Genomic DNA, 10,713 nt, shown 5'->3' on the forward strand with positions numbered 1-10,713 from the left:
GAAAAGATCCTTAAGCGATTTTCAGCAGATTGTTGGGGTGCACGCCAAACAGCGGCGCGGCGCGTTCTGCAGCAAGGCGAATGCGGGCCTTCAAGGGCTCACTGGTTATTTGATAATTCGAGAAATCGGCTTCGGTGGCGTAGACGCCGATCGGCAGGGTCAGGGCCTGGAAGAAACTGAACAGCGGTCGCAACTGATGATCAAGCATCAACGCATGCCGCTCGCTGCCACCGGTGGCGGCCAGCAACACCGGGGTGTTGATCAGCGCATTGAGGTCGATCAGGTCGAACAGGTGCTTGAGCAGGCCCGGGTAGGAGCCGCGATAAACCGGTGCGGCGACGATCAGCAGGTCGGCGCCTTCGATGGCTTGCAGCTCGGCTTCGATCTCGGCGCTCAGTTCCTGACGGGACAGCGCCGCGCCCAATGGCCGGGCGATGTCGCCCAGTTCGATCAGTTTGCTCTCGATCGGCAATTGCTCGCCGAGTTCGGCCAACAGGGCTTGGGTCAGCACCAGGGTGCGGGACGGACGCCAGGTACCGCCGGAGAGGGCAACGACGTTCAGTGGACGCGACATGATCAGTTCCTTTTTAAACAGTTGCTCAGGGAGCAGTGAAGAGTCACTGGGCTTGAGCAAGACCTGTACCAATCCTGCAAGGCCCCGTTTTACGGGGCTTTCAGCGCTGCTGGCGACTTCGACTGTGCGATTAACAGGGCTGTTTGTTGAATGACTGTTGCCAGGCAAACAGTTGCGCAGGCAACAGCGGTTGAAGCGATGAGGTTGTTATAAAGGCTCTCTGTTATTCCTCAAAATACCGTAATCAGATATTTATAGATCTTTATTGAATATATAAGCCTCCCCCGTAGGAGCTGCCGAAGGCTGCGATCTTTTGATCTCCCAGCGTTTCTACCAAGTCCAATACCCACTATCACGAGCGTTGATTTCTGCTGTCAGAGGCGCGGGCGTAGCCTTCACCCATCGCCAAACACAACTTTGTCAGGACGCTCCTCATGAACCGCTTACTCACTGTTTCCTTGCTGCTCGCCATCTCCGTTCTCGCCGGATGTGCCAGCCACGTTTCGCCAGAACTGCGGCCCTACACCGCCGAAGAAAGCAAGGAACTGGCGCTGGAAGCGTTGAACCGCCAGGGTTTGTCCTTCGATGAATACCACTCAAAAAAAGCGGCATTGCTGGGCGAGCCACAGAAGTCCTACGGCTTTGATAGCCAGGGCGAAATGAACGCTGATCGTGCCGTACACCTTCACGGTCGCCCAAGCTAAGTACCGACTGTACTGCTCGAACTTTTACCCAACTGTCCGTGGGTTTCGGGCAAGGCGTGCGATAGGGTCAATACCTGACTGACCCTGACGGACTGCCACCCATGACGCTCTCGCTCGATCTGCTGCTGGGCTTCGCCCTGTTTGCCCTCGTGACCTCCATCACCCCCGGCCCGAACAACACCATGTTGCTGGCATCGGGCGTGAACTTCGGCTTTAACCGCACCATCCCCCATATGCTCGGCATCACCTGCGGCTTCTTCGTCCTGGTGGTCGCGGTGGGTTTCGGCCTGGGCGCGGTGTTTCAAACCTATCCGTTGCTCTACACCGTGCTGCGCTACGTCGGTGCCGCGTACTTGCTGTACCTGGCATGGAAAATCGCCCACTCCGGGCCGGTTTCCGACAGCGAGCAGGGCGAGAGCAAGCCGATCAGTTACCTCAGCGCGGCGGCGTTCCAATGGGTCAATCCCAAGGCCTGGATCATGGCCATCGGCGCCATCAGCACCTACACGCCGATGCAGGGCTACTTCACCAATGTGATCGTGATTGCCGCCGTGTTTGCCTTGATCAACCTGCCGAGCGTCGGCGTCTGGGCCGGTTGCGGCACGTTGTTGCGCAATGTGTTGAAGGATCGCCGCTGGTTGCGGATCTTCAACTGGGGCATGGCCCTGCTGCTGGTGGCTTCGCTGTATCCGTTGCTGGCGGAAAGTTTTAGCTGATGCATTGCTTCAACCGGTTGGCCGATGCCTGTTAAGCTCGACTTCAGGAGCGTTCCTACGCACTTTTAAATGAAGTTGTTCTTCTTTAACGGCCTCCGATCAGGTATTGCTGGCGTGCGGATAATTCGGCGTCGCTCACAAGGCGACGCTTTGAGTTATTCAGTCACGAGCTTCCTGATCCCGGAACACGCTCTGCGAGTCTTTTTATGATTAAACGTCCGTTGTATTTCGACTACGCCGCCACCACGCCGGTGGATGAGCGAGTCATCAAGGTCATGGTCGAGTGTCTGGGTTTCAACGGCAATTTCGGCAACCCGGCGTCCAGTTCCCATGCGTTCGGCCAGCAGGCCCGGCAATCGGTCGAACAGGCGCGCCAGCAAGTGGCTGAACTGGTTGGCGCGCGTGCCGAGCAAATCGTCTGGACCTCCGGCGCCACCGAATCCAACAACCTGGCACTCAAGGGCGTCGCCCAGGCCCGAGGTGTGTCCGGTGGCCACATCATCACCAGCCAGATTGAACACAAAGCCATTCTCGATACCGCGAAACAACTGCAGGACGCCGGTGTGGCGGTGACCTATCTGGTGCCGGACGCCGAGGGCCTGATTACCCCGCAAGCGGTCAGCGAAGCCATGCGCGAGGACACTTTTCTGGTGTCGCTGATGCTGGTCAATAACGAACTGGGCACCGTCAACGACATCCCGGCCATCGGTCAGGTGGTGCGCAATCGTGACGCGTTGTTTCACGTCGACGCGGCCCAGGGCGCGGGCAAGGTTGTGATCGATCTGGCCGAATGGCCGGTGGATTTGATGTCGTTCTCGGCGCATAAGATCTACGGTCCCAAAGGCATCGGCGCGCTGTACGTCGGCCCGCGAGCGCAGCAGCGTTTACAAGCGCAGATTCACGGCGGCGGCCACGAGGGCGGCTTGCGTTCCGGCACCCTGGCGACTCACCAGATCGTGGCCATGGGCGCGGCGTTTGCGCTGGCCGCTTCGGAGTTCGATGCCGAGAAAGCCACCATCGTTCGTCTGCGCGAGCGCTTGCTTGAGCAACTGCTGAGCCTGCCCGGCGTACGCCTCAACGGCAGCGCCACCCAACGCATTCCACATACCCTGAGCCTGACCTTCAGCGAAGGCGAATTCAATGCTGCGGCGCTGGGTCATTCGATCGCGTTTTCCGCGACGTCGGCTTGCAATTCCGCCAGTAACGCCCCGTCCCATGTGCTGTTGGCCCTGGGGCTCGACGCTCGTTCGGCCGGTCGCACCATCCGCTTGAGCCTCGGGCGTTTCACCACCGAGCAGGATATCGAGCAAGCGATCGAATTGATTAAAACCGCTAACGCCAGTGCACCGGCGTTCTGGCAATAGAACGATGAGAGCGCCGGCCCGGATCGGCACTCAACAATAATGATGAAGTGGTTAGCAGGAGACATGATGAGTACGCAGCCTTCGACCAATGGACTGGTTCCCCAGCGCCTGGCGCAAACCCGTGAACTGATGAGCCGCGAGGGCATTCATGCCCTGCTGGTGCCGTCGGCCGACCCGCATTTGTCTGAATACCTGCCGGGTTACTGGCAAGGTCGGCAATGGCTGTCGGGTTTCCACGGCTCGGTCGGCACGTTGATTGTTACGCCGGATTTCGCCGGCGTCTGGGCCGACAGCCGTTATTGGGAGCAAGCGAGCAAGGAGCTCAAGGGCAGCGGCATCGAACTGGTCAAGCTGCAACCGGGTCAGCCGGGGCCGCTGGACTGGCTGGCCGAACAAACCCCTGAAGGTGGCGTGGTGGCCGTCGATGGCGCGGTGATGGCCGTGGCTTCAGCGCGAACCTTGGGCGGCAAACTCGAAGAACGTGGTGCTCGCCTGCGCACTGACATCGATCTGTTGAGCGAAGTCTGGCGCGACCGCCCGACGCTGCCGAACGAGCCGATCTATCAACACTTGCCGCCGCAAGCGACCGTCAGCCGCGGCGAGAAACTTGCCAAGCTGCGCGAGACCCTTGAAGCGCGCGGGGCCGACTGGCATTTCATCGCCACCCTCGATGACATCGCCTGGCTTTTCAACCTGCGCGGCGGCGATGTGTCGTTCAACCCGGTGTTCGTGTCCTTCGCCTTGATCAGTCAGCAGCAGGCGACTTTGTTCGTGGCGCTGAGCAAAGTCAGCGCTGAACTGCGGGCAATTCTCGAACAAGACGGCGTGACCCTGCGCGATTACAGCGAAGTGGCCGATGCCCTGCGCGCGGTGCCGAGCGGGGCGAGGCTGCAAGTCGATCCGGCCCGCGTCACCGCCGGTTTGCTGGATAACCTGAACAGCGGCGTGAAACTGCTGGAAGGCTTGAACCCGACGACCCTGGCCAAATCGCAGAAAAGCCTGGCCGACGCCGAGCACATTCGTCAGGCCATGGAGCAGGACGGCGCGGCACTGTGCGAATTCTTCGCCTGGCTGGAATCGGCGTGGGGCCGTGAGCGCATCACCGAACTGACCATCGACGAACACCTGACCGCCGCGCGTACCCGTCGCCCGGACTATGTGTCGCTGAGTTTCAACACCATTGCCGCGTTCAACGCCAATGGCGCGATGCCGCACTACCACGCCACTGAAGAAGAACACGCGGTGATCGAGGGCGACGGTCTGTTGCTGATCGACTCCGGCGGCCAGTACCTGGGCGGCACCACCGACATAACGCGGATGGTGCCGGTCGGCACGCCGACTGACGAGCAAAAACGCGATTGCACGCGGGTGCTCAAGGGCGTGATTGCGTTGACCCGTGCGCAATTCCCTCGGGGTATTTTGTCGCCGTTGCTGGATTCCATCGCCCGTGCGCCGATCTGGGCCGAAAGCGTGGATTACGGTCACGGCACCGGGCACGGCGTCGGTTACTTCCTGAACGTGCACGAAGGCCCGCAAGTGATTGCCTACCAAGCCGCAACGGCACCGCAAACCGCGATGCAGCCGGGGATGATCACCTCCATCGAACCGGGCACTTACCGTCCAGGCCGCTGGGGCGTGCGGATCGAAAACCTGGTGTTGAACCGTGAAGCAGGCAAGAGCGAGTTCGGTGAATTCCTGAAATTCGAAACCCTGACCCTGTGCCCGATCGACACTCGTTGCCTGGAACCGTCGCTGCTGACGCTGGACGAGAAACAGTGGTTCAACGCTTACCACGCCGAAGTGCGCGAACGCCTGAGCCCGTTGCTCGACGGTGCCGCGCTGGAATGGCTGAACACCCGGACCGCAGCTATCTGACCGGTTTGAGTTCGGGCGCGGCCTCCAGCGCCTGGCTCATGTAATCGACAAAGGCTTTGACCCTGGCGGATTGGCGACGATTCGCCGGGGACACGGCATGAATCGGCAGTGACTGCGCCGTGTAGTCTTTAAGAACCGCCGTGACGCGCCCGGCTTTCAGATCCTCGCTGAACAGCCACACCGGTGACAGCGCAATTCCCAATCCGCCCAAGACCATTTCGCGGATCGCCTCGGAATTGTTGCTTTGTGCGTTGCCTTTGATTCGCACTTCGTGGCGCAGGGCTGCTTTCTCATAAACCCACAGGTTTTGACTGTTGAGCAGGTTGAACTGCAGGCAGTTGTGTTCGCTCAGGTCCTGCGGGGTTTGGGGTGTTTTGTGTTGCTTGAGGTAATCCGGCGCGGCGACGGTGACCCGGTGCGTGGTGCCGATATGGCGAGCAATCATGCCGCTGTCGTTCAACTCGCCGATGCGGAAACTGACGTCCAGCCCTTCACTGACCAGGTCCTGATTTTGATCGCTCAATTGCAGGTCGATGTGCACCTGTGGGTAGTGTTTGAGGAAGCCTGGGAGTCGCGTTGCGATTTGTAACCGCCCGAAACTTACGGATGAGCCGATCCGCAGATTGCCGGCGACAGTTTCGCGCCCGGATTGAAAACTGTGTTCTGCGGCATCGACAGCGGCGAGGATTTGTCGACATTCGCTGTAGTACCGCTGACCTTCGTCGGTCAGGGAAAGCTGTCGGGTGCTGCGGGAAATCAGCTTTCCACCGAGTTCGGTTTCCAATGCGCGCAGCACTTTGCTGATGGTCGGCTGGCTGGTGTGCAATTCCCGGGCGACGGCGGAAAAGCTGCCGCGCTCCACCACCCGGACGAAGATCGCCATTGCGTTGAGTTTATCCACGGGGTTTCTCATTGATGCCAAATGGGCATGGTCACTATAGCTATATAGCGTCTTATCGGCATGAGTGGCTTGCAGGAAGATGGGTGACACACTTCTGACAGGAACTTGCGAAATGACTGACTCAATTGAAATGCGTTGTCTGATTGTTGACGCGGCCAATGGGCCATTACGCTTGGCTTCAATTCAACGCCCGATACCTGGAGCGGGGCAGGTCTTGGTTCGGATCAAGGCCAGTGGGGTGAACCCGCTGGATCTTAAAATCCGTGCGGGTCAGGCCGCTCATGCGCGTCAGGCGTTACCGGCGGTTTTGGGCATCGATTTGGCGGGAACCGTTGAAAGTGGGGGGGATGGTGTCAGTGGCTGGGTGCCGGGTGATGAGGTCTACGCCATGGCCAGCGGCATCGGAGGTGCCCAGGGTTCCCTGGCAGAGTTCGCCGCGGTGGATGCGCGGCTGTTGGCGCGCAAACCGGCCAACCTGAGCATGCGTGAAGCGGCGGGGCTGCCGTTGGTTTTGATTACGGCGTGGGAAGGGTTGGTGGATCGTGCCCGGGTGCGGGCCGGCCAGAAAGTACTGATCCATGGCGGTGCCGGTGGGGTTGGGCATGTGGCCGTGCAATTGGCTCGAGCGTTCGGTGCTGAAGTGTTTGCTACCGGTTCGGCGGGTCAACAGGCAATCATCGAGGGCTTTGGGGCGACCTTCATTGATTACCGCAAGTCTTCGGTGGAAGAGTATGTGGCGGAGCACACGGCGGGGGAGGGTTTCGACATTGTCTATGACACGGTGGGCGGGGCGACTCTGGATGCGTCATTCAAGGCTGCGCGGGTGTATCACGGTCATGTGGTGAGCTGTCTCGGCTGGGGCCAACACAGCCTGGCGCCACTGTCGTTTCGCGGGGCGACGTATTCCGGGGTGTTTACTTTGTTGCCGTTGCTGACGGGCAAGGGTAGCGAGCGTCACGGGGAGATACTTCATGAGGCGGCGCAGTTGATTGAGGCGGAGCAACTGAAGCCATTGCTCGATCCTCGGCAGTTCACGCTGGCCACTGCCGAGGTTGCCTATGACTTGCTCGCGAGTGGAGCGGCCAAGGGTCGGTTGGTGATCGAGATCTAACTCAGGGCTTCAAGCACGAAGTCCAGTCGGTCCTGGCCGAAGAACAGCTGGTTATCGATAAACATGCTGGGTGCTCCAAATACACCGCGCTGCACGGCTGTCTCGGTGTTGTCCTTGAGTACGGTTTTGACTTCCTCGTCGGCGGTCAGGGCCAGTATCTCGTTCGGGTCGAAACCGTGTTGCGTCAGCACGGCCGCGACAGTCGCCGGATCATCGAGGCTGCGACCTTCGACCCAAAGGGCCGTGAACAGGCAATCGATAAACGCCTGGAAACGTTCGGGATGACGCAATTGCATGCCGGTGACGGCGCGCATCAGCATCAGCGTATTGATCGGGAAATGCGGATTGAACTTCAGCGGCACGTTGTAGCGTTTGGCGTAGCGGTCCAGGTCCTGAAACATGTAGCGACCCTTGGCCTGGATGGTCGCAGGGGAGGCGTTGCCGGTGGCTTTGAAGACGCCGCCCAGCAGCATGGGAATGTAGATCAACTGGCTGCCGGTCTGCGCGCAGATCTTTGGTAGCTGGGTATAGGCCAGGTAAGTAGCGGGGCTGCCGAGATCGAAGTAGAACTCCACGGTTTTGCTCATGGTCGGTGCGCTCTGTTTATTGTTGTGGGGGAGGGCTTACCAGCGTTCGTTCCAGGGGCGCAGATCGAGCTCAAAGGTCCAGGCGTCCCGTGGCTGACTGTGCAGGTACCAGTAGTTCTCGGCTATGTGCTCGGGGTTGAGGATGCCGTCCTGATCCTTGGTCGCGTACTTTTCCGGGAAACTGTCGCGGATAAAGTCAGTGTCGATAGCGCCGTCCACCACGATGTGGGCGACATGGATGTTCATCGGCCCCAGTTCCCGGGCCATGCTTTGGGCCAGGGCTCGGATGCCGTGCTTGGCTCCGGCAAAAGCGGCAAAACCTGCTGCTCCGCGCATGCCGGCCGTTGCCCCGGTAAACAGGATGGTGCCCCGTTGGCGTGTTGCCATGCGCTTGGCCACTTCGCGAGCGTTGAGGAACCCTGAGAAACAGGCCATTTCCCAAATCTTGAAATATTTACGGGCGGTTTCTTCGAGAATACTGCATGGCACGTTGGCGCCGATATTGAAGACGAACGCTTCGATCGGTCCGATCTCGGTTTCGATCTGCTCGACCAGCGCAATCACATCCTCTTCCTTGCGCGCATCACAGGCAAAGCCGTGAGCTTCGCCGCCGCTGGACTTGATCGCATCCACCAAGGGCTGGAGTTTGTCGGCACTGCGGCGGGTAACGCAGGCAATGTAGCCTTCCCGGGCAAAACGTTTGGCGATGGCGCCGCCGGTAGCATCCCCAGCGCCAACAACCAGTACGACCCTCTTGTTATTCATGGGTAGATCCCTTTGGTAAACGATCGTTAACTGAACGAGCGTTATGCTACGATCCGGCCAGCGTCAAGGTGATCAATCCTGAGGACAAGGCAATGCGTTACTCGCCCAATCACAAGCTGGAAACTAAAGAGAAGTTGCTGGAAAGCAGTGCGGTGTCGGCCAAGAAGTCTGGTTTTTCAACGGTCGGTGTCGATGGCTTGATGAAGGCAATCGGCTTGAGTGGCGGGGCGTTCTACAGTCACTTTTCGTCGAAGGACGAATTGTTCGCGGCGATTGTCGAGCGAGAGTTGTGTCAAAGCCTGGCTAGGCTGGGCGGGCAGGGTGAGCAGGATCGTACTCGGCTCGAACGCTGTCTCAAGCACTACCTGAGCATGGCTCATGTCGATCAGCCTGAGTCTGGGTGCGCACTGCCTGCGCTGGGAGCGGAAATTGCCCGTTCGGACTTGTTGGTTCGGCAGCAAGCGGAGATATGGATTTGTCGGCTTCAGGAGAGTTGGGCGCGGATTCTGGAGAGCGACAGCCTGGCATGGGCGATTCTGTCGCAATGCATCGGCGCGCTGGTCGTGGCGCGGATGTTAGCTACACCGGATATTCAGCGCACAGTGCTGCAGTCCAGTCAGGACGAGATTGGCCGCCAGATTGCCGGGCGGCCTCAAGCTATTTGCAAATGACGATCATGCTGCGGCTGGTGTAGCCGGCAGGGTTGAGGCCGAATGGATAATCACCGGGCTCTTCCACGGCGTCGCCCGACTTGGCGATGACCTTGTAACCCTTGGGCGCGCACGAGTTGGCGGCGCTGGTGTAGCACTTGTCCCAGGAGGACGAGAGTCCTGAACAGTTGATATGCAGCCCTTTCTTGCCGTGTTTGACCTGGGTCTTCGAAGTTGCTGCGCAGCCCGCAACTGCAAGAACGGCGATCAGTATCAAAATTCGTTTCATTACTGTCCTTATAGCGGCCCGGATCTTGTGCCCAGGTCTGGCTGCATTCGTATTCGCTTGTAGCGCTCCGATGTCCCTATCTGAAAAAGTCCATGTGTGGCACTGGGTTGCGGGCCTAAACATGGCCTAATTGAGCGGCAAATGCCAGAGCTTCGTCAAATCCTGTATCAATCCGCCGCAACGGCGGGCTTTGCGGCACTGCCCATTGTCATGGTCGCGCCGACGGAGGCCAGAATGATGCACAGGATGGCCATCCACTGTGAAAGGGAAAGGTACTCATGGAGAAACAGCAGTCCCGAGAGTGCGCCGAATGCGGGTTCGATGCTCATCAGTGTGCCGAAGGTGCGGGCGGGCATCCGCGTCAGGGCGACCATCTCCAGGGTATAGGGCAGGGCGGTGGACAGAATGGCGACGCCGATGGCTACCGGGATCAGCGAAGGAGTCAGCAGCGCCGCACCTGCATGGACGATTCCTATGGGTGCAACGAAGAGCGCAGCGATCATGACGCCCAGGGCGGCGGTTGTTACGCCATTATCGGCACCAGCCTTCTGGCCGAACAGAATGTACAGCGCCCAGCATGCGCCGGCGCCAAGTGCATAGCCTGCGCCAACCAGATCGATGCCGGCATTCGTAGCGCCTGTAGGTATTAAAAGCAGCAAACCGACAGCGGCAAGGGCGATCCATAGAAAGTCTATGGCGCGCCGTGAGGCATAGATGGCGACCGCCAACGGCCCTGTGAACTCCAGAGCTACCGCAATTCCTAGTGGCACGGTGCGCAACGACATATAGAAGAGGAAGTTCATGCCGCCCAGCGCCATGCCGTAGATGATGACGGTGCGCAGGGATTTGGCGGTGAGCTTCGCTCGCCATGGGCGCAGTATCAGCAGCATGATCACGCTGGCAAAGATCAGCCGCAGGGTGGTGGTGCCCTGGGCGCCGACGATGGGGAACATGCTTTTGGCCAGGGAGGCGCCGGACTGGATCGATGCCATGGCTATTAGTAGAAGGCCAACCGAAAAGAGAGTCGAGGCAAGGCTGCGGGGTTGGTCATTCATTGCGAGGCATCGTCCGAATGGGTGGAGAAAGTGTTGTTTTATGTGTTGGGCAATATACTGCGCATTCGTTGTGGTCGCGTCTATATATAAGCAGGGTTTTTCAGCGGTCTGATAGAAAAGCT

11 protein-coding genes and 1 pseudogene are annotated in these 10,713 nt (G+C 59.3%); 6 read left to right on the forward strand and 6 right to left on the reverse strand.

The window, feature by feature from the left end:
* Nucleotides 1–10: 10 nt before the first annotated feature.
* Nucleotides 11–574 carry an FMN reductase gene (gene msuE, locus V5E99_RS19100; protein ID WP_499803831.1) on the reverse strand — a complete coding sequence of 188 codons (564 nt, stop codon included), beginning with the start codon at nucleotides 572–574 and terminating at the stop codon, nucleotides 11–13.
* A gap of 434 nt (nucleotides 575–1,008) precedes the next feature.
* Between msuE and V5E99_RS19105 the strand changes: the two genes are divergently transcribed.
* From V5E99_RS19105 to V5E99_RS19120, 4 genes and pseudogenes are all read left to right on the forward strand, one after another.
* Nucleotides 1,009–1,278 carry a hypothetical protein gene (locus V5E99_RS19105; protein WP_499803832.1) on the forward strand — a complete coding sequence of 90 codons (270 nt, stop codon included), beginning with the start codon at nucleotides 1,009–1,011 and terminating at the stop codon, nucleotides 1,276–1,278.
* A 101-nt stretch (nucleotides 1,279–1,379) separates the two neighbouring features.
* On the forward strand, nucleotides 1,380–1,994 hold the full coding sequence (locus V5E99_RS19110) for a LysE family translocator (protein ID WP_499803833.1): 615 nt from the start codon (nucleotides 1,380–1,382) through the stop codon (nucleotides 1,992–1,994).
* 206 nt (nucleotides 1,995–2,200) lie between these two features.
* A pseudogene (locus V5E99_RS19115) lies at nucleotides 2,201–3,328 on the forward strand (aminotransferase class V-fold PLP-dependent enzyme); the annotation flags it as partial.
* 93 nt (nucleotides 3,329–3,421) lie between these two features.
* Nucleotides 3,422–5,233, forward strand: a complete 1,812-nt coding sequence (locus tag V5E99_RS19120; RefSeq protein ID WP_499803834.1) for an aminopeptidase P family protein — start codon at nucleotides 3,422–3,424, stop codon at nucleotides 5,231–5,233.
* Here the strand turns inward: V5E99_RS19120 and V5E99_RS19125 are convergent.
* Nucleotides 5,226–6,134 (reverse strand): LysR family transcriptional regulator, encoded by a 909-nt coding sequence (locus V5E99_RS19125; RefSeq protein ID WP_499803835.1) that lies wholly within the window; start codon nucleotides 6,132–6,134, stop codon nucleotides 5,226–5,228. The genes V5E99_RS19120 and V5E99_RS19125 overlap by 8 nt on opposite strands.
* A gap of 112 nt (nucleotides 6,135–6,246) precedes the next feature.
* Between V5E99_RS19125 and V5E99_RS19130 the strand changes: the two genes are divergently transcribed.
* Nucleotides 6,247–7,245, forward strand: a complete 999-nt coding sequence (locus V5E99_RS19130) for a zinc-dependent alcohol dehydrogenase family protein (protein WP_499803836.1) — start codon at nucleotides 6,247–6,249, stop codon at nucleotides 7,243–7,245.
* Here the strand turns inward: V5E99_RS19130 and V5E99_RS19135 are convergent.
* Nucleotides 7,242–7,832: a 2-hydroxychromene-2-carboxylate isomerase gene (locus tag V5E99_RS19135; RefSeq protein WP_499803837.1), complete on the reverse strand. Its 591-nt coding sequence runs from the start codon at nucleotides 7,830–7,832 to the stop codon at nucleotides 7,242–7,244. The two genes, V5E99_RS19130 and V5E99_RS19135, sit on opposite strands and share 4 nt — an antisense overlap.
* A gap of 36 nt (nucleotides 7,833–7,868) precedes the next feature.
* Nucleotides 7,869–8,597, reverse strand: coding sequence for an SDR family oxidoreductase (locus tag V5E99_RS19140; protein WP_499803838.1), 729 nt, complete (start codon nucleotides 8,595–8,597; stop codon nucleotides 7,869–7,871).
* A 92-nt stretch (nucleotides 8,598–8,689) separates the two neighbouring features.
* Between V5E99_RS19140 and V5E99_RS19145 the strand changes: the two genes are divergently transcribed.
* Nucleotides 8,690–9,268 (forward strand): TetR/AcrR family transcriptional regulator, encoded by a 579-nt coding sequence (locus tag V5E99_RS19145; protein WP_499803839.1) that lies wholly within the window; start codon nucleotides 8,690–8,692, stop codon nucleotides 9,266–9,268.
* Here the strand turns inward: V5E99_RS19145 and V5E99_RS19150 are convergent.
* Nucleotides 9,255–9,536 (reverse strand): hypothetical protein, encoded by a 282-nt coding sequence (locus V5E99_RS19150; protein ID WP_041069802.1) that lies wholly within the window; start codon nucleotides 9,534–9,536, stop codon nucleotides 9,255–9,257. The genes V5E99_RS19145 and V5E99_RS19150 overlap by 14 nt on opposite strands.
* A 167-nt stretch (nucleotides 9,537–9,703) precedes the next feature.
* Nucleotides 9,704–10,528, reverse strand: coding sequence for a threonine/homoserine exporter RhtA (rhtA, locus tag V5E99_RS19155; protein ID WP_499803842.1), 825 nt, complete (start codon nucleotides 10,526–10,528; stop codon nucleotides 9,704–9,706).
* Nucleotides 10,529–10,713 lie beyond the last annotated feature (185 nt).

Origin of the sequence: Janthinobacterium sp. LPB2021202312-11-4, from assembly GCF_037049705.1 — a bacterium.
In the GTDB taxonomy this organism is placed as follows: domain Bacteria; phylum Pseudomonadota; class Gammaproteobacteria; order Pseudomonadales; family Pseudomonadaceae; genus Aquipseudomonas.

Coding starts and splice junctions, on each gene's coding strand:
- V5E99_RS19145 (WP_499803839.1), top strand. CDS start 8,690: ATGCGTTACTCGCCCAATCACAAGCTGGAAACTAAAGAGAAGTTGCTG.
- rhtA (WP_499803842.1), bottom strand. CDS start 10,528: ATGGCATCGATCCAGTCCGGCGCCTCCCTGGCCAAAAGCATGTTCCCC.
- V5E99_RS19140 (WP_499803838.1), bottom strand. CDS start 8,597: ATGAATAACAAGAGGGTCGTACTGGTTGTTGGCGCTGGGGATGCTACC.
- V5E99_RS19105 (WP_499803832.1), top strand. CDS start 1,009: ATGAACCGCTTACTCACTGTTTCCTTGCTGCTCGCCATCTCCGTTCTC.
- V5E99_RS19120 (WP_499803834.1), top strand. CDS start 3,422: ATGATGAGTACGCAGCCTTCGACCAATGGACTGGTTCCCCAGCGCCTG.
- msuE (WP_499803831.1), bottom strand. CDS start 574: ATGTCGCGTCCACTGAACGTCGTTGCCCTCTCCGGCGGTACCTGGCGT.
- V5E99_RS19150 (WP_041069802.1), bottom strand. CDS start 9,536: ATGAAACGAATTTTGATACTGATCGCCGTTCTTGCAGTTGCGGGCTGC.
- V5E99_RS19130 (WP_499803836.1), top strand. CDS start 6,247: ATGACTGACTCAATTGAAATGCGTTGTCTGATTGTTGACGCGGCCAAT.
- V5E99_RS19135 (WP_499803837.1), bottom strand. CDS start 7,832: ATGAGCAAAACCGTGGAGTTCTACTTCGATCTCGGCAGCCCCGCTACT.
- V5E99_RS19110 (WP_499803833.1), top strand. CDS start 1,380: ATGACGCTCTCGCTCGATCTGCTGCTGGGCTTCGCCCTGTTTGCCCTC.